The 20228-nt window shown below is 41.4% G+C and carries 11 protein-coding genes; 10 read left to right on the top strand and 1 reads right to left on the bottom strand.

What is annotated here, in order from left to right:
* Positions 1-155: 155 nt before the first annotated feature.
* The 7 genes from PL11201_RS19605 to PL11201_RS19575 all read left to right on the top strand — a co-directional run bounded on the left by PL11201_RS19605 (position 156) and on the right by PL11201_RS19575 (position 7804).
* On the top strand, positions 156-497 hold the full coding sequence (locus PL11201_RS19605; protein WP_026789214.1) for a carbon dioxide-concentrating mechanism protein CcmK: 342 nt from the start codon (positions 156-158) through the stop codon (positions 495-497).
* 89 nt (positions 498-586) lie between these two features.
* Positions 587-889 (top strand): EutN/CcmL family microcompartment protein, encoded by a 303-nt coding sequence (locus PL11201_RS19600; RefSeq protein ID WP_079680573.1) that lies wholly within the window; start codon positions 587-589, stop codon positions 887-889.
* 253 nt (positions 890-1142) lie between these two features.
* Entirely contained in the window at positions 1143-3083 is a 1941-nt protein-coding gene (locus PL11201_RS19595; RefSeq protein ID WP_079680572.1) for a ribulose bisphosphate carboxylase small subunit, read from the top strand.
* 257 nt (positions 3084-3340) lie between these two features.
* Positions 3341-4435, top strand: a complete 1095-nt coding sequence (locus PL11201_RS19590) for an RRXRR domain-containing protein (protein WP_079680571.1) — start codon at positions 3341-3343, stop codon at positions 4433-4435.
* A gap of 61 nt (positions 4436-4496) precedes the next feature.
* Positions 4497-5222 carry a carbon dioxide concentrating mechanism protein gene (locus tag PL11201_RS19585; protein ID WP_144017833.1) on the top strand — a complete coding sequence of 242 codons (726 nt, stop codon included), beginning with the start codon at positions 4497-4499 and terminating at the stop codon, positions 5220-5222.
* 6 nt (positions 5223-5228) lie between these two features.
* Positions 5229-5993 (top strand): carbon dioxide-concentrating mechanism protein, encoded by a 765-nt coding sequence (locus tag PL11201_RS19580; RefSeq protein WP_079680570.1) that lies wholly within the window; start codon positions 5229-5231, stop codon positions 5991-5993.
* Between the two features lie 116 nt (positions 5994-6109).
* Positions 6110-7804 carry an NAD+ synthase gene (locus tag PL11201_RS19575; protein WP_079680569.1) on the top strand — a complete coding sequence of 565 codons (1695 nt, stop codon included), beginning with the start codon at positions 6110-6112 and terminating at the stop codon, positions 7802-7804.
* 7 nt (positions 7805-7811) lie between these two features.
* On the opposite strand, the gene PL11201_RS19570 is transcribed toward PL11201_RS19575, so the two are convergent.
* Positions 7812-10823: a UPF0182 family protein gene (locus PL11201_RS19570; RefSeq protein ID WP_079680568.1), complete on the bottom strand. Its 3012-nt coding sequence runs from the start codon at positions 10821-10823 to the stop codon at positions 7812-7814.
* Positions 10824-11433: 610 nt separating this feature from the next.
* Between PL11201_RS19570 and PL11201_RS19565 the strand changes: the two genes are divergently transcribed.
* The 3 genes from PL11201_RS19565 to PL11201_RS19555 all read left to right on the top strand — a co-directional run bounded on the left by PL11201_RS19565 (position 11434) and on the right by PL11201_RS19555 (position 20103).
* Positions 11434-12279: an ABC transporter permease gene (locus PL11201_RS19565; RefSeq protein ID WP_079681038.1), complete on the top strand. Its 846-nt coding sequence runs from the start codon at positions 11434-11436 to the stop codon at positions 12277-12279.
* 66 nt (positions 12280-12345) lie between these two features.
* The gene (locus PL11201_RS19560) at positions 12346-13764 is read left to right on the top strand and encodes an ABC transporter ATP-binding protein (RefSeq protein ID WP_079680567.1); all 1419 of its coding nucleotides are present in this window, start codon (positions 12346-12348) and stop codon (positions 13762-13764) included.
* A gap of 51 nt (positions 13765-13815) precedes the next feature.
* Positions 13816-20103, top strand: a complete 6288-nt coding sequence (locus PL11201_RS19555) for a glycosyltransferase (RefSeq protein WP_079680566.1) — start codon at positions 13816-13818, stop codon at positions 20101-20103.
* The last annotated feature ends 125 nt before the right edge of the window (positions 20104-20228 follow it).

The raw sequence follows: 20228 nt of genomic DNA, 5'->3' as shown, positions 1-20228 counted from the left end.
AAAAAATCCAACGTTGAATTGACTCGCGTAGAAGTTCTAAAAAGTAATTTCACAACCCCAGGTCAATTTCAATTGAAATCAGAATTATTCCCATTTTATGGAGAAATTCTGTATTATTCCCTGACTGTTTTGATTGATTTTAGGAGTCAAATTTAATGGCGATTGCAGTTGGCATGATCGAGACCTTAGGCTTTCCTGCCGTTGTGGAAGCGGCGGACTCAATGGTAAAAGCCGCCCGTGTCACCTTAGTGGGTTACGAAAAAATTGGCAGCGCCCGGGTCACCGTGATTGTGCGCGGGGATGTCTCCGAAGTGCAAGCATCCGTATCCGCCGGGGTAGAATCGATTAAACGAGTTAAGGGTGGAGAAGTGTTATCCACTCATATTATCGCTCGTCCCCACGAAAACTTAGAATATGTTTTACCCATCCGCTATACCGAAGCAGTGGAACAATTCCGCGAAAGCCTCAGTGGGATTCGTCCTTTAAACCGTCCCTAATGTCCAGAGGATTTTAAAAATCGGTAAATTGACCCTAAATCCTGTGATGAATCGCTCCAAATTCCCATTTATTCTTCCTCAGACTCATTATGCAAATTGCCAAAGTGATTGGCACGGTTGTGGGCAATCAGAAAGAACCTAGTTTAAGGGGTTCCAAGTTTCTACTTTTACGATTTGTTGATGAACATGGAGAGGATCTCTCCAACGAGTATGAGGTGGCGATTGATGTGGTGGGAGCCGGAATCGGTGAATGGGTACTCGTGAGTCGAGGCAGTGCGGCTCGCCATGTTGAAGGGAGTGAAAAACGACCCAGTGATGCGGCGGTTGTTGCAATCATCGACACCATTAATGTGGAAAATCGAACGATTTACAGCAAAAAAGATCATTATTAACAGGAAAAAAGTGGGAGTTATTGAGAAGCGAAAGACTTTAAATTTTTAAGAGGGAAAAAGTTAGGAAAGGTGTTATTTATAGGATAAATCAAATTTTGAAAAAAAGTTGAAATTCCGCACCCGAAATTAAAAACTTCAGAACTTCTTAATGTTTAACGGGATCAACTTCTTAATCATCCCTTTTGCTCCAGTGCAATAACGAACAACTGAAAACAAACTAACAAACAACTATTCGGTTAGGAGAAATTAAAATATGGCAGTTCGTGGCCTAGCGGCTCCTCCAACCCCTTGGTCGAAGAACTTGGCAGAGCCGAAAATCGACCCAACGGCTTATGTACATTCTTTTTCTAATATTATTGGTGACGTTCGGATTGGTGCTCATGTATTAGTCGCCCCGGGTACTTCTATTCGAGCCGATGAAGGAGCACCCTTCGCCATCGGGGAAAATAGCAATATCCAAGATGGGGTAGTCATTCACGGCTTAGAAGAAGGTCGCGTTAAAGGGGACGATGGTCAGTCCTACTCCGTATGGATAGGTAAGAATTCCTCTATTACCCACATGGCTTTAATCCATGGCCCAGCCTATGTGGGAGATAATTGTTTTATCGGATTCCGCTCTACGGTGTTCAATTCCAGAGTCGGGAATGGTTGCATTATCATGATGCACGTTTTAATCGAAGACGTGGAAATTCCCCCGGGAAAATATGTTCCCTCCGGTTCGATTATCACTAACCAACAACAGGCCGATCGCTTACCTAATGTCACAGATGCGGATCTGAGCTTTGCTACCCACGTCATCGGGGTCAACCAATCCCTAAAAGCGGGTTATCAGTGTTCTGAAAACTCCTCTTGTATTAACCCGATTCGTAATGAATCGGGGGGAGTCGGTAATGGCAGTGGTCGCGATCGCTCCTATGCCTATACCGGAAGTTCCAATTTAGCGGCTGAAATCGTACAGCAAATCGGGGATCTGTTAGCCAAGGGTTACAAAATTGGCACCGAACACGCCGATACCCGTCGCTTCCGCACCGGATCTTGGCGCAGTGGCGCTCCGATCACGGCCAAAACCACAGGGGAAGTCGTGGCAGCCTTAGAAGCTTGCCTCAGAGATCATGGCGGAGAATATGTCCGTCTGTTGGGCATTGACTCCAAAAACAAACGTCGTGTCCTAGAAGAAATTATTCAACGTCCCGACGGCGCCGTAGCTCCAAAATCCAGTAATGGAAAAGGTAGTGTTTCCGTGGCGGCTCCTGGGGGTTCGGCCAGTGTTGCCAGTTCCGATCTCGGGGGACAAATTGGCGATCTGTTAGCCAAAGGCTACAAAATTGGGACGGAATATGCAGATACCCGTCGCTTCCGTACCGGATCTTGGCGCAGTGGCCCCAGCATCTCTGGCTCAGGAGCAGCAGACATTCTTTCTAAATTAGATGCGATCGCCAGTGAGCATCAGGGGGAATATGTGCGTTTAATTGGGATTGACCCCAAAAACAAACGCCGTGTCCTAGAAGAAATTATTCAACGTCCCGATGGTGCAGTAGCTCCTAAAGCTGGCACGGCTAAGGTCAGTGCTTCGGTGGCGGCTCCTGCGGGTTCGGCCAGTGTTGCCAGTTCTAGTCTCGGGGGACAAATTGGCGATCTGTTGGCCAAAGGCTACAAAATTGGCACAGAACACGCCGATGTTCGTCGCTTCCGTACCGGATCTTGGCGCAGTGGCCCTAGTCTCTCCGGCTCAGGAGTAGCAGACATTCTTTCTAAATTAGATGCGATCGCCAGTGAGCATCAGGGGGAATATGTGCGTTTAATTGGAATTGATCCCAAAAACAAACGCCGTGTCCTGGAAGAAATTATTCAGCGTCCCGATGGCAAAGTAGCGCCAACGGTTTCGGCTCCGGCTTCCGCCAGTCGTCCCAGTACAGCAACCGTCAGCAGTGGCAAACTGGATAATGGCGTTGCGGATCACGTTCGGGGTCTGTTAGCCAAAGGCTACAAAATTGGCACAGAACACGCGGATGCTCGTCGCTTCCGTACCGGATCTTGGAACAGTTGTGCTCCGATTCAATCTAACAATATCTCCGAAGTGATGGCCGCTTTAGACGGTTGCTTGAACGAACATCGTGGGGAATATGTCCGATTAATCGGGATTGACTCCAAAGCCAAGCGTCGGGTACTGGAGGAAATTATCCAACGTCCCTAACATCAAGTTTCCTGTTGCAACGCTAGAGGTTCGAGTAAAGTTCACTAACCCCGCCCTAAAAGTGCGGGGATTGCTTAAACCAATTTAGGCAACGCAAGAAGTGAATAGCTGATTGAGACTCAATTGGGTACAGACTTCCGAATACTTCTCTAGTTCGGACAAAATCTAAACCTGATTGGTTCAGGTGTTGGGTAAAGCCAAGACATCTTAATTGAGTTGAGCAAAGAGACTAAAACAAGAAATTGGGTTATACCAAAATGCGAATCCCAGTAATTGATCAAAACAACAAGCCGTTGATGCCAACCACACCAGCAAGAGCGAGGAAGTGGATTGAGTCGGGAAAAGCAGTTAAGCACTGGTCAGATGGTGGGCAATTTTATGTTCAACTAACAGTTGAGCCCAGTGGGTACACAACCCAAAATATTGTGATTGGGATTGATCCTGGCAAGAAATTCTCTGGGATTGGTGTTCAGTCAGCTAAATTTACACTTTATACGGCTCATCTAATTTTACCTTTTCAGACAGTCCGTGAGCGCATGGATATAAGACGATTAATGCGCCGAAGTCGTAGAGGAAGAAGAATCAACCGGAAGGTTGAGTTCTCAAAACGCAACCATCGCCAAAAACGCTTTAATAATCGTCGCCAAGGTAAACTTGCTCCCTCAATTCGCGCTAATCGCCAATTAGAATTGAGAATAGTTTCCGAATTATGCAAAATTTACCCAGTTGCAGAAATTAGATACGAGTATATCAAAGCCGATGTTGACTTAACCAGTGGACGTAAACAAGCGAAATCTGGTAAAGGTTTTTCACCTGTTATGGTTGGACAAAAATGGATGTTAAGCCAACTAGAAAAGTTAGCACCTGTAGTTAAGATTGAAGGTTATCAAACCGCATCAACTCGTAAATACTTAGGGCTAACCAAGAACAAAGTAGACAAATCTAAGGCTAAGTTCAACACTCATGCAGTTGATGGTGTAGCGATTGCAGCAACAGCTTTTGTTGAGTATCGCCCATATCATACAGCCAAAACTGATGGTGCTAATTGGTTTGGTGATGTTGTGATTACCACTACCCAATTCCGAGTGATTCGCCGACCGCCTTTTTCTCGTCGTCAACTTCACTTAATGCTCCCGGCAAAAGGCGGAGTGCGTCGTAAGTATGGAGGTTCTACAACTCGTCATGGATTTCGCAAGGGGGACTTAGTGAAATGTCCCAAGGGTGTTGGTTATGTGTCAGGAGACACCGAAAGACAAGTATCTGTCAGCGATGCTAATTGGAAACGGTTAGGGCAGATTGCTTCTAGTAAAGTACAGTTAATTCGCCGTTCCAACGGGTTGATTGTTACTTAGAAGATTGTGTAAAGCCGTCCTTCACTTCGCTAAAGGACGGGGTTTCAAACCCAGTTTTTCGATGAAAATATCGCCACCGCAACTCCTAAACCTAGATGTTTATGTGAGTGGCGATGTCACAATTGATCCCGGGGCTACCCTAGCACCCGGGGTGATCCTACAAGCGGCAGCCGATGGTCAGCTTCGGATCGCTGCGGGAGTTTGTATCGGGCGGGGGGTGATTATTCAGGTTTACCAAGGTATCCTAGAGATAGAGACAGGTGTGGTCTTGGGTTCGGGGGTGTTGATTCTAGGGGCAGGAACCCTGGGGGAAAACGCCTGTATTGGTTCAGAAACAACGATCTTGCAGAGTTCTATTGCACCTCAACAAGTTGTTGCCGCGAGATCTCTAATTGGGGATCACTCTCGTGTATTAGAACCCCAACAGGTATCTCCGCCACCGGAATTGACTCCAGAACCCGCGATCATGTCTCCCTGGTTTGAGGAGCCTGCTCCAGTTTTAGACTGGGTATCCCCTACCTCTGAACCAGAGATTACCCCGGTATTGGAGGAAATCCCGGCTCAACCGTCCGATATTCCGCCCACTCCGGCTGAACCGGAAACGGTTGTCCCCTCTAACCCAGAAAAATCGGAGGAAACGGCTCTGGTTCCCCAGTCTCCAGTATCCTCGGAACTGTCATCTGGGCCCCTTCCTCCGGTAATCTATGGAAAAGAACATCTGAGTCAGTTATTAGATACCTTGCTTCCCCATCGCAAAGCCTTCAATAATTCCCATCTATCGGAATAATTAAAAATGGACGCAAACAGACGGAATTCCGGCCATTCTGAACGGTCAAACCAGACCGATTTTAGAGATATGGCTTTGGGTTTAGTTTCCACCCAGAGCTTCCCGGCGATTGTGGGAACGGCGGATATGATGTTGAAGTCCGCCGGGGTTCATTTAGTGGGCTATGAAAAAATTGGGGGGGGACACTGCACGGCAATTGTGCGGGGAAAAATTTCTGAGGTGCGTTTGGCTGTGGAAACAGGGGAGCAAACGGCTAAACAGTTTGGTCAATTTATTTCTAGCTTAGTAATTCCTCGACCCTTTCCAAATTTAGAACTGGTGCTTCCGATTAGTTCGCGGTTATCCAATCTAACCAATGGGGCGGGTCATCGTTTAAGTAATCAGGCGGTGGGGTTACTTGAAACTAGGGGATTTCCGGCGATGGTGGGAGCGGCGGATGCCATGTTGAAGGCGGCGGATGTGAGCCTGATGTCTTATGAACGGATTGGGGCGGGGTTGTGTACGGTGATTATTCGGGGCCCTGTGTCCGATGTGGCGATGGCGATAGAGGCGGGAATGTTTGAAGCCGAACGGATTGGGGAGTTAAACGCTGTAATGGTCATTCCTCGACCTTTGGAAGATTTGGATCAAACCTTACCTTTAGCCAGTTGTTGGTTAGAGCAGCGTCAACCTTTGAGGGTTCCAATTAGTGTGAAGGAACAGGAGAAAGAACTGGTGGAAATCCCCGATTTACAAAAGTTACCCACTCCGGCTCAAGAAGAATACTTATAGATTTTAATATCATAATTTTGATCGACTATGGGGGCGGTGCAGAGGTTGTCTTTTTCTGATTTTTTAGGGTGGGTTTGCAATAATTTAAGTCAGTTTAATTGATGTCATACTCAAGCATGAAAATTGCGATCGCTCAACTTAACCCCACCGTTGGAGACTTAACGGGAAACGCCCAACGGATATTAGAAGCAGCAGAAAAAGCCTTGGCCGCCGGATGTGATTTGTTATTAACAACAGAATTATCCTTAACAGGATATCCTCCCAGAGATTTATTAATTCGTCCCAGTTTTATTCAAGCAGCAACGGAAAAGTTAGAGCAATTAGCAAGAGATTTACCGCCAGGAATTGCGGTATTAGTAGGAACAGTTGAACCCAATTTAGACTATCAAAAAAATGGGGGAAACCCGATTTATAACAGTGCAGCCTTATTAGAACAGGGTGAAATTAAACAGTATTTTCAGAAGCGATTATTACCGACCTATGATGTTTTTGATGAAGATCGATATTTTGAACCGGGGTTAGAAAGTGATTTTTTTATTTTAGAAAATTCTGGAGAAAGGATTAAAATTGGGGTAACAATTTGTGAGGATTTATGGAATGATGAATCATTTTGGGGTAAGCGTAATTATGCTTGTAATCCTTTAGCAGAATTAGTAGAAAAAAATATAGATTTAGTCGTTAATTTATCGGCTTCTCCCTATCAAGTGGGGAAACAGAAGTTCAGACAATCTTTAATTAGTCATAGTGCAAAACGGTATAATATTCCCATTTTGTATGCGAATCAAGTGGGGGGAAATGATGATTTAATTTTTGATGGCTGTAGTTTTGCATTTAATAAAAATGGTGATAAAATATTAAGTTTAAAACCTTTTGATACGGATTTTGAAATTATAGAATTTGACCCAAATACACAAGATTTAATTGCTGTTTCTGACCAAAACCAGCAAATAAACTTAATTGAAAGTCAGGATCAAGAAATTTGGTTAGCGTTGGTTTTAGGCGTAAAAGATTATGTGCATAAGTGTGGATTTTCTCAAGTTATTTTAGGTTTAAGTGGCGGAATTGATTCGGCTTTAGTCGCTGCGATCGCAACGGAAGCATTAGGCAAAGAAAAGGTTTTAGGGGTGTTAATGCCCTCTCCATATAGTTCCGATCATTCGATTCAAGATGCCTTAGAATTAGCCAATAATTTAGGAATACAAACCCAAACTTTACCCATTGAGGATTTAATGAAAACCTTTGATCAAACCCTAGATCCGATCTTTGCAGGAACCTCCTTTGGGTTAGCAGAAGAAAACCTGCAATCTCGCATCCGAGGCACACTATTAATGGCGGTTTCTAATAAATTCGGACATTTGCTATTAACTACAGGGAATAAATCAGAAATGGCGGTAGGATATTGTACCTTATATGGGGATATGAATGGGGGATTAGCGGTAATTGCCGATGTGCCTAAAACCAGGGTTTATTCCTTGTGTTCTTGGTTTAATCAATATCATGGCAAAGAAATCATTCCTGATCATATATTAACAAAGCCACCCAGCGCAGAACTTAAACCCGGACAAGTCGATCAAGATTCTTTACCCCCTTATGAAATTTTAGATGATATTTTATATCGTTTAATTGAAAAACATCAATCCTTAGCTGAAATTGTGGAAGCAGGACATCAAGAATTGGTGGTTCAGAAAGTGATTAAATTAGTGATGATAGCAGAATTTAAACGTCGTCAAGCAGCCCCGGGATTAAAAATTAGCGATCGCGCTTTTGGAACTGGATGGAGAATGCCCATTGCTAAAGGGATTTATTGGTAATCCCTCTTTATTTAACTGGCTTTGGTTGGGATAAATTTAGGGGAGCAGAGGGTTGAATCGGTGGGACTTGAAAGATGTCTCTTAATGCTTCTTCTAAGGTTGGTCGCATCACAACTCGGTTTTCACTAGCAACAATTACTCTAACTAAGGTCGGTAAACTATTTTCCTCTGCCTCTAAATATAAAGGTTCAACATAAAGTAGGGATTGTTCAATGGGAATTACTAATAAATTGCCTTGAATTACCCGGGAACCTTGACGACTCCAGAGGGAAATCTGCTCAGAAATTTCGGGTTCTTGGTTAATTAAAGCTTCTACCTGTTCCGGCCCAAAAATCAGGCGTTGTTTGGGGAAACGATATAATAGTAAACTGCCATAATGTTCGAGATCAGAGCGAGCCGCTAACCAGGCGACTAAGTTATTCCGACTAGCAGGAGTAAAGGGCAGCAGCAGCATAAATTCCTCGGTTTTTTCCGTCGGTAATCGCATGATTAAATAATAGGGTTCCATGGGTTGTTGTTTACTCGCATAAATTTCTACTGGAACCCGCCAGAGGTCTTCCCGATTATAAAAAACAATCGGATCACTCATGTGATAAGTGAGTAAATGTTGAGATTGAACACTAAATAAATCAAGGGGATAGCGAATATGTTGACGCAGGGTAATAGGCATTTCTTCAATAGAATTAAACAAATCAGGAAAAACCTGTTTTAGTGTGGATATGATGGGATCTTTATCTTCCTCTAATGAATAGAACTTCACCTTACCGTTATAAGCATCAACAATTACTTTAACCGAATTTCTAATATAGTTAAATCCCGCCCCTTCGGGATCGGAATAGGGGTACATATTACTGGTGGTATAAGCATCAATCATCCAATATAAATAATTATGATCTACGGATGGGAAATTAGAGTCAGCAACCACAAGATAGGGGTTACTATCATAATGGAGAAAAGGAGCGATCGCCTTTACCCTTTCTAAGATATTACGCCGAAATAATAACTTAGTTTCGGGGGTGAAGTTATCGGTAAATAGCATTTGCCAATTTTTTAAATAATAGGCAAATAAAAACCGTTTCCATCCGGTGCCAATGATAATGCCACCCTCACCATCATAGATATTATAAACATTCTCATTGCCCAAGGGAAAATCCAGTTCTTTGACCTGAGTAGAAGTCATGATTTGAGTATTAGTCAATAAACCGTAATAAAGTCGAGGTTTACCAATCGGAATAATATTTTTAATTCGAGGAGAAACTTCTAAGGTGGTATCGGGATCTAATTGGGGATCAGCGCCAATATTTTTAACAAAAAATTCAGGGAGACCGCCCTCAGCCACCCGATTGACTGGAGAAAGGGTAAAACCATAACCATGAGTATAAACCAAATGCTCATTAACCCAAGTCTTGGCTTTTTCCGGCACTAATTCATAATTTAATTCCCGAGGGGCGATCAGTACCTGTTGTTTTTGTAAACCCGTATTAAACTTTCCTAAAAATTTATCGGGTAAAATGGAATATCGATCATAATCAGCATCGGAAAATTCATAATAAAGACGAATTTGTTGTAATTGACGATTTGTTTGTAATAACGGTCGTTTATCCCAAAGACGAATATTATCGATGGTTAAATTATTATTTTGAATATCGGTATAACTTAATTTAGCATTGGGATCAAAAGTTTCAACATTGATTTTATCTAAATTAAAGCCTTGGCGAGTATACTTAATACTGTGTTTAATATAAGGTAATTCTCGCTCTAATTCGTTGGGTTGAACAATAAACTGTTGAACCAAATTGGGAATAATACTTACCACTAGAAGACTCAGCCCTAAATACCAAGTAAATATTACTCTAAGGGAATAGCTATCTGCGAATAATTTATCTCGGCGTGAATTTCGGTTTTTAATTAGAGATAGTACCCCTATTTTTCTTAAAAAAATATCAATATATGGTCTGACTTTTTTGACCGAAAAAAGAGATTGCCAGATTAGAAAAACAGAAAGAAATAGAGCAATTATAGATAACAATAAATAACCAGGTTTTAATACATTGATATCGGTAAAATCTGCCCCAAATACAACCCCCTGGGTGGAGTATAAAAGTTCATAACGAGCTAACCAATACCGCATCGCACAACTAAACATTAAAAGCCCCGCTAGTCCGTGCAGGTGACGTTGCTGGGGTTGGGAAAAACTTGGGAATCGTCCTTGACTGAGACTATTTCCAGATAGTAAATATATTAAACTACAAGTAATAAAACTAACTGAAAACAATCCAATTACCCAAAATTCTAACAGGTGGGCAATGGGAAGACTAAAAATATAAAAGCTAATATCTCGATTTAATAAGGGTTCGACTTGGTTAAAAGAAGTAGGATAAAAATATTGCAAGAAATTTGCCCAATGACTTGATAATAATAAGCTAAATCCAAAACCAAAGATTAAAGCAATAAAACTAAAAACAATTAAAGAATTCCAGAGAATAGAAATTACTAAAATTACTAAAACAGGTATTTTCCAACTGTAGTCTTTAAAATTTTTAATCCATTGCTCAAAAATTTGAGGTTCAAACTGAGCCGGAAGTTTAGAAAATAGAGGTTGACTCGAATCCCAATGCCAATAACTAATAAAAATCTGGCTATAATGAATAATAATCAAACCCAGCAACAGGGAGAAACCCATCACCAGCATTAGAAGCGAAGGTAATCCCAAGGAAAATCGAGGTAAATTCTGATGAGATAAATCAAAAAGATGATCGGGAGGTTTATTTTGTAAATCTTGAGACAAATATCGATAGCGTCGAGCTATCACTAAATTCCCCATTAACCAAGCCACAGTTATTAATAAACCCAGTAGAGCCAACCCAACTTCTATCAGTAATCGTCCTTGAAAAACCGACAAATAATTAACTTCTTCAAACCAAATAAACTCTCCCCAGAACTTAGCGGTGAGATCCAGAATAAATCCTAAACTCAATCCCACTAAGATCACTTTAAAAAACAAATTTTTTCTCAGCATGAGATTCAATTAATCAATGAGAAAGCCTCGGGTTTTATTGTAACTGATCAAACCTAAATTCTGAATTTAAACAAACCCCGGGATAGAATATTAAAACTCTCACTACGGATTTGCTATACACCTGCCAACTCAGAACGGTCTACAATCAAAAGCGTATTGAGTGGAGTTGATTACCAAAAATGGATATTAAATTAATCCTGACCGTATTAACGGTGTTCTTTACCCTGGGCTGTCTGTTCTTCGGAACCAAAAACGGCTTCTATAATAGCGACGATTACCATGGTAACGGTTCCGCTCATTAATTAGAGAGGCGGGGGAGGCTGGGGAGCAGGGGAGGTAAACTCTTTCTATTCCCCATTCCCCATTCCCCATTCCCCATTCCCCATTCCCCATTCCCCATTCGTAATTACTTCTTGGACTAGCTTTCTGGACACTTTGTATGGCACACTGATTGATTAAGATCAAGATCTGGGAGTAATAATCCTCTGGCCGGGATATCTGATAACACTGTTGACTTTAGGGTTGAGGTCTTCTTGGCTCTTTGTGTCAGGTGGTGAACTTGAAATCATGGTGTGTGTAGTGAACGAGGACGAAAAAATTGCTGCGGTCAATCAAGGGTTTTGTCAGAACTTCGGGGCGTGGGAGTCAATGGTCGCTTGTCAATAGCCGATTATCCCTCAAACTGAATCTGCTAAGTACATTAGTCCGAAGGGACTTAGAGGCACGATACAAAGGTTCGATTCTTGGCAACCTCTGGCCTCTGTTGAATCAGCTGTCCCAACTGCTGATTTATACCTATGTTTTTTCCATTGTTCTCAAGGTCAAACTCAATCTTGAGGGGTTTCCCGATAACGAATTAGCCTTTGGCCTGTGGCTATTTGCGGGTTTAATTCCTTGGTTTGCCTTCACAAATGGATTAATTCAAGCCGCCAGTTCCGTCGTTGGACAGCCGAATTTAGTCAAAAAGGTGGTTTTTCCCCTGGGATTATTGCCCCTGGTACCGATTTTTTCCGCCTTTATTGAAAGCTCCTTTGGCTTAGTAGCCTTAATTGGCTTAACCGCCTTGTCTTCTCAAATCCTCCACCCCACCCTTTGGTTACTGCCGTTAGTTTGGATACCCCAAGTTTTATTAACCGCCGGGTTAGGCTACTTAACAGCTGGATTAACCGTATTTCTACGCGATATTCCCCAGAGTTTAGGCGTAATTTTAAACCTTTGGTTTTATGTGACACCAATTTTATATCCCGTTGCCAAAGTTCCCGAATCCTGGCAATTTTGGATTGTTTGGTGCAATCCCATTACCGGACTTTCAGAAAGCTATCGAGATTTAGTTTTAGTCGGGGAAATGAGACATTGGGGAGAATTAGCCATATCCTCAATTATTGCCCTGGTTATATTTTATGGGGGCCTATGGGTTTATAGACGGTTGCGTCCAGCCTTTGCTGACGTTTTGTAGCGGTGACAGTTCCTCACACAACTCACACACAAACTGATCACTGATAAACCGGGAAATCAACATCGAATGACCGAAATTGCTATATCCGTTAATCACGTCTCTAAATGCTTCAAACGTTATCGCCATCCGGTGGATCGATTGAAGGAGGTTTTTGTGCCTGGAAAAAGTCTGGCGCATAATTTTTGGGCATTGCAAGATATAAATTTAGAAGTTTGGAAAGGCCAAACCCTGGGGGTTGTCGGTCGCAATGGTTCGGGAAAAAGTACCCTATTACAAATAATTGTGGGAACTTTAACCCCAACTCAAGGAGACGTGGAAGTTAATGGTCGAGTTTCCGCCCTATTAGAACTCGGGAGTGGGTTTAATCCTGAATTTACCGGGCGACAAAATGTATTTTTTAATGGTCAATTATTGGGATTAAAAACCCATGAAATTGAAGCCAAATTTGATAGTATTGCTGCTTTTGCTGATATTGGAGATTTTATTGATCAACCCGTCAAAACCTATTCCAGCGGGATGTATGTCCGTTTAGGATTTGCGGTAGCTACCAGTGTTGATCCTGATATTTTAATTGTTGATGAAGCCTTATCCGTTGGAGATGAAGCCTTTCAACGCAAATGTTTTAGTCGAATTCATGAAATCAAAGATCGGGGTGGCACCATTTTATTTGTCTCCCATTCAGCCCCTTCAATTATTCAACTCTGTGACTCGGCTGTATTAATGGATCGGGGAGAATTATTACTCGAACATACTCCTAAAATGATCATTTCTAAATATCAAAAAATGATCTATGCCGATGCGGATCAAATGATCATGATCCGAGATGAAATTCAACATTTAACCCGTAAATCCTCCCAACCTTCGGAGGAAATTGAAGAAGATGCCCAAAAAAATCAGTCCCATCCTAAAAACCCAGCCTCTCCCTCCGTCCTACCTTCTTGGAATACAAAAAATGGACATTATAAAGATTATTTTGATCCCAAATTAGTTCCTGATCATCCGATTAAATATCCCTCCAGGGGGGCGGAAATTTTAGAACCCCATATTATTACCCTAGGGGGTGAAACCGTAAATCATTTAGTCGCTCGAAATAGTTATATTTACACCTATTCCGTGAAATTTGATAAACTCGCCTCCCATGTTCGCTTTGGAATGTTAATTAAAACCGTAAGTGGATTTGAATTAGCGGGAGCCTCCTTTTTAGCCACATCTCAATCTATTAAACAGATTGAACCCGGAACGACCATTGCCATCAAATTTAAGTTTGAATGTCAACTATCACCAGATGTGTATTTCCTGAATGCGGGGGTTTCTGGTATTGTAGAGGGTGAATTTACTTATTTAGATCGCTGTATTGATGTTGGGATGTTCCGAGTTCAACCCTATGAAGATTCCTGTAGCACTGGGGTAGTGGACTTGTTGATTGAACCCAGTTTAAAAATCAAGTCCGGTTTAGTCAAGACAGCATCGGAACTAGGTCTTTAAATATTGTTGTTGATTGTGATTAAAACGCTGAAATAGAACCCCAAGAACATGATGGATACAAATAACACCCCTTCTCCCATTATTATCATTGCCGGAATGCACCGCTCAGGAACCTCTTTAACCGCTTCCCTGCTACAAAATCTAGGGGTTAATATTGGTAAACAGTTAGTCGGTGCCGACTATGGTAATATTAAAGGTCATTTTGAAAATGTTGATTTTGTAGACTTTCACAAATCTATTTTTAAAAGCAATAATATTGATGAACTGGGGTGTGTATTCTCAGGGGAAATCTCCCTCACAGAACAAGAGATAGAAACCGCTAAAAAACTGATTGAAATTAATCAAGATTCGTCTTCAGCTTGGGGATGGAAAGATCCTAGAACTACTTTATTTTTGGACTTTTGGCATCAATTATTACCCCAAGCTAAATTTATTTTTGTCTATCGTTCTCCTTGGGAAGTCATCGACTCTTTGTATCGTCGGGCGACGGATGCTACCTTACTAGACCATCCCGAAATTGCCATCCAAATGTGGAGCAATTATAATCGCAAAGTTTTAGACTTTTATCATCAACATCCCGATAATTGTTTGTTAGCAAATGTTTATACTATTGGCAATCAACCATCTGATTTTATTGAAGAAATTAATCATAAATTTAATCTTAATTTACAGGGTGAATTTTCCGATAAATTCGAGCCGTCTCTATTAGTAAATCGGATTTTAGCTACTCCAAAACCCCTGTTTATTAAAGCCTATTTCCCTGAAGCCATTGAACTCTATCAAACTTTAGAAGCCACTGCTTACCCCTTAAATAGCAATTTAACGGCATCGGAATTAGAGAGTTTAAATCAGCCTTTATCCGCCGATTGGGTTTTTGAAGATTGGGCAAAACTCAGAAAATTAGAAAAAAATCAGTCTGTTCTCGCAAAAGATTTAGATATTTTACTCAAAGATCGAGATATTTTACAAACGGATATTCAAGAATGGCAAGAACGCTTTCAAGATGCTGTTGAACGTTTAATTAAAACTGAAAATCTCCTGGGTGAAACTCAGTTAAAACTCAACGGTGTAGAAATCAAAGCCGGGGAAGCCATTACAAAGTTAATCTCTACCGAAGAAGAACTCGGCAAAACTCAAGGGGAATTAGAAGGGTTTAAAACCCAATTTGAACAAGCAGTAAATAAACTCGTTGCCACAGAAATAGAATTAGGTCAAACCCAGGGTAAATATCAAGATATTCATGAAAAGTATATCCCCTTATATGCTAAATATCAAGAAATATTAGCTCGATGTCTGGAATCGGAAACCGCCCTAGAAAAAACGGAATTTAAACTACAAGTTACCAGTATTCAATATCAAGATGGACTGGCTAAACTCCTAACCTTAGAAGACGAATTAGGTCGCACCCAACTTAAATTATTCGGGGCAGAATCTCAATTTGAACAAGCCTTAAATAAAATATTCAGTTTAGAAGATGAACTGGGTAAAGCCCAGGGAGAAATTATCGCCATGAAGTCCTCCAAATTTTGGAAACTGCGAGGAAAATGGCTCGGGGCTAAACGACGGTTAAAACAATTTCGCCGTCGATATATCTACTCGCTAGATTTTCCTCTCAATTGGGAATTAATAGGGTTTACCGAGAAATTTTTGAATATTTCCGGTTGGTGTTTTCATACGGGAAATCAAGAACTAAAAGCAGTAAGAGCCAGAATAGGAACGGATATTTTCACCGGAGAATATGGTATTGAACGTCAAGATGTGGCGGAGATTCATGCGGCCTATTCCCAAGCAAAATCATCAGGATTTTATCTGCAAATTCGTGTTCCCCAAGGCAATTCTTTAGTAGAATTAGAAGCCCAAGATAGTAACGGAAAATGGACGGTATTCGCCCGTTATCCCTTAACAGTTTCTAGTTTGAGAGCGTCCTTTGATGTGCCGTCACAGTGGGAACAAAGACAGGGACAAATTCTATTTGCCGGTTGGTGTTGCCATCCAACTCAGCGAATTACACAGTTAAAATTAATCTACGGTAATCAATGGGTGATTTGTGCCTATGGGTTACGTCGTGTGGATGTGGGACAGGTTTTTCCTAAGTGGATAGGAAGCGCCGAAAGTGGATTTGAAGCCTTAATTGATTTACCCCCGGGAACTTGGGAAATTCGATTAGAAGCCCATTTAGAAAATGGGGAAATTCTGATTTATAACTGTCCTCAAACGCTCCAAATTTCTCGCTATGGACTATTAGAAAAAAGCACCGCAAAGGTCAAACAAGTTTCTCGTTATACCGCAGCCATTCAAAAACGAATGGCAGAACGAAAACAACGTTTAGGGCGTCTTTTACCGATGCCTTGGGAAATTCCCGCTATTCTACGGCAAATGAGCCTAATGTATCGGCAAACAACCGTTCCTCAAGGAGATTTTTTACCCCCCCAAGGCTTTGAATTACTGCAACCCATTGAACCCTATCAAGCCTGGTTAGCGGCCAATCAATGGACAGAACGCAGTTTAGAATCTTTAAAAAATCGATTAACAGTTTATTCCCCGGAAATACTGCCTAAAATTTCCGTGGTTATGCCCGTGTATAACCCCCCGATTGAATTTTTAGAAAAAGCGATTCAAAGTGTTGTTAATCAGGTTTATACCAATTGGGAACTCTGTATTGCGGATGATTGTAGTAGCGATAGCAAAGTTATCGAATTATTAACTGAATATTCAGCAAAAGATGCTCGAATTAAAGTCTATTTCCGTACTGAAAATGGCAATATTAGTGCGGCGACCAATAGTGCAGCGAGTCAAGCCACCGGGGAATTTATTGCCTTTTTAGATAACGACGACGAATTAACCCCCGATGCTTTAGGGGAAATGGCATTATATCTAATCCAACATCCCGAAACTGATTTTCTCTATTCCGACGATGACAAAATTGACCCAGAAGGCAAACGATTTGCCCCCCAATTTAAGCCCGATTGGTCGCCCCAACTCTTGCTTTCCTATATGTATATGGGGCATTTATTAGTGGTGAGACGAGGAATTTTTGAGGAATTAGGCGGATTTAGAATTGGATTTGAAGGGTCACAGGATTATGATTTTGCCCTACGAGCAACCGAAATTTCTCGCCAGATTGGTCACATTCCTTTAGTCCTCTACCATTGGCGCACCGCCCCCGGCTCAACGGCCGTTTCTGGAGCGGCAAAACCCGCGAGTTTTGATGCTGGAAAACACGCCATTCAAGATGCCTTAACCCGTCTTCAAAGTTCAGGAAAAGTTTATCAACCGAATTGGGCCAGTGAACTAAATCTAGGAATTTTTTATCATCAATTCCCCGACCAGGGGCCGTCGGTAACAATTATTATTCCGACTAAAAATCAACTGAAATTACTCCAGGCCTGTGTCGAATCAATTCAGAAAACAACCTATCAAAATTATCAGGTTGTAATTATTGATAATGAAAGCGATGACCCCAAAACCCTAGAGTATTTAAAGAAAGTTGGCGACACGGAAAAAGTATCGGTTTTAAAAATAGCCAATCAAGGAAAATTCAACTTTGCTGCGATTAATAATCGGGCGGTGGAACAGGTGAATACGGATTATGTATTATTCCTGAATAATGACACAGAAGTGATTAATTCCCATTGGTTAACTCAGATGATGGGTTATGCTCGCATCCGAGGCGTCGGGGCTGTGGGGTCGCGGTTAATTTATCCCGATGACCGGATTCAACACGCTGGAATACTGCATGGACTTCACCATGGTTTAGCGGGTCATGCCTTTAAGTTAACCCATCGTCAAGATTTCGGTTATTTAGCCTATTCTAAAGTCGTAAGAAATTATTCGGCGGTGACGGCGGCTTGTTTATTAACACCTCGCCAATTGTTTTTAGATTTAGGAGGATTTAATTCAGTTGATTTTGCCGTTGCTTACAATGATGTGGATTATGGTTATCGATTATTTGAACAAGGTTATCAATCGGTTTATTGCCCAGAAGCAGAATTAATTCACCGAGAAGGAACCAGTCGGGGTTATAAAGATGACCCGAAAGAAGTGGCAAAATTCCGTCGCCAATATGCCCATAAAATTGATCCCTTTTATAACCCCCATTTATCCTTAGATAATGAATGGTTTCAAATTCAACCTCGACGTTATCAATTGAAATCAACGGTTAATTTTGCCCCCATTCCTAAAGTTTTAATGTGCAGTAATGCCTTAGAATATACGGGCGCGCCGTTACATCAATTTGAAATTGCTGTTAAGTTAGCCGCAGAAGGAAAACTAGAACCGACGATTTTCTGTGTTGATGATGGGCCGTTACGCTATGCCTATGAACAGCAGGGAATTAGAGTCATTGTTCGGGAACATCCCCTGGCTAATGTTTATCAACGGGAAGCCTATAATACTGCCCTTGAAAGTTTAGCCAATGAACTCAAAATAGAACAATTTGATCTGGTTTATGCTAATACTTTAGAAACCTTTTTCATGGTCGATTGTGCCGAGAAAAAATCAATTCCTTGTGTGTGGAATGTCCATGAAAGTCAGGCTTGGCAAACCTATTTTAATGGACTGGGTTCAGAAATTGCAGCCCGCGCCTTAGAATGTTTTCAATTTCCCTACCGAGTGATTTTTGTTGCCGATGCAACCCGCAATCTTTATCACTCTTTAAATAGTCATCATAACTTTACGGTGATTCATAATGGTTTAGATATTCAAAGGTTACTGAAAACATCGGAACAGCTAACTCGAACTGAAGCCAGAACCGCGTTATCAATAGCAGAAGATGAAATCGTTATTCTGCTACTGGGAACGGTTTGTGAACGCAAAGGACAAAAGGATTTACTCCAAGCGTTGCCCTTATTATCGACTGAGTATCATAACAAAATTCGTTGTTTTATTGTTGGCGATCGCCCCAGTATTTATAGCACCGAATTAGCTCAATTAAAAGCCCAACTTCCTGATACTTTAAAACAGCGATTAACCCTAGTTCCAGAAACCCCAGAAACCGCCCAATATTTCCTCGCTGCGGATATTTTCGTCTGTACTTCTCGGATTGAAAGCTATCCCAGAGTGATTATGGAAGCCATGGGATATAATCTACCAATTATTACTACTCCCGTATTTGGAATTCCTGAACAGGTGCGTCCTGAAATTAATGGTTTATTTTACACGCCCCACCAAGCGGAAGAATTGGCAAAATGTCTAACATCATTGCTAGAAAACCCGGATTTAAGACAGGAATTCGCACAAAATTCTCAGTATGTTTTGGAGTCTCTCAATACCTTTGAAGAAATGACTCAAAGTTATTTAGAAATCTTCCAAGAAGCCTATTTTATTAATCCCTATCCCGCCTCTAATAACCTCTCTACTCCTCCATCTGTTGAATCCTTAGAGATTCAGATTACCGCCCCTTCTGCGGTTACAATTTCCGCCGTCGAAGTCAATCATCCTGAGCCGGAAATTGCCGAACCTCAAGCCAAGAATTATTGGGAAACTAACCCTACTGCCGCCGCCAGTCAATGGGTTTCTAATCCAATTATTGCGGATACTATCCATCAACGAATGTCTGGAGGTCAAACTAAAAAATATTGGTTACGGTGGTTAATTGAAGATTATTTTGCAAGCCAAAAGTTTAATCACCTGATTTCCCTGGGATGTGGGATTGGGAATCATGAAATTTTGATGGCAGAATTGGGATTTGCTCAACATATTGATGCCTTTGATTTTTCGGAATCCTCCTTAGAAATTGCGAGAAAGGACGCTGAAAAAGCCGGAGTTAAGGTTAATTTCTATCAGGAAGATTTTAATACCTTTAACCTGAATCCAGAGGTTAAATATGATGTGGCATTTTGTTCAGGTTCTCTGCATCATGTGCGGGAACTAGAACGATTTTTAGAAATGGTTCATAAGGCGTTACATCCCCAGGGATATTTTATTATTAATGAATATGTTGGGGCTAATTATTGCATTTACAATAAACGCCAGGTGGAACTGATTAATCGCCTGTACCAATGTTTCCATAAATTAATTCGTTCTGGAATTATGGAAAACAAATTTATTAACCCCAGCATCCATCAAGTTTTTGCCACTGACCCCTCAGAAGCGGTTCGTTCTCAACTGATTTTACCCTTTATTGAGTATTATTTTGATATCGAAATTTTTCATCCGTTTGGGGGCGCAATTCTTCATCCTCTGTATCCTTTGTTAGATCATAATCAGTTTTTACCTGGTGATCCTAAAGGAGAAACCTTAATTAAACTTTTGTTGGAATTTGAACAAATATTAATGGAAATTCCCGGGGGTTTAGAATCGGATTTCTGTTTGTGTGTATTGCGTCCCAAACGCTTTTGAATCAGTTATCATTTGTAGGGGCGGGTTCATCAAGATTTAGGTAATTTACAAAGATCTAAAAGAACCCGCCCGTACCAGTCACCAGTTATTACCAATTACCCATTACCAATTACCCATTACCCATT

Origin of the sequence: Planktothrix sp. PCC 11201, assembly GCF_900009135.1 — a bacterium.
Taxonomy (GTDB): domain Bacteria; phylum Cyanobacteriota; class Cyanobacteriia; order Cyanobacteriales; family Microcoleaceae; genus Planktothrix.
This window is presented reverse-complemented; position numbering and strand designations above follow the sequence as displayed.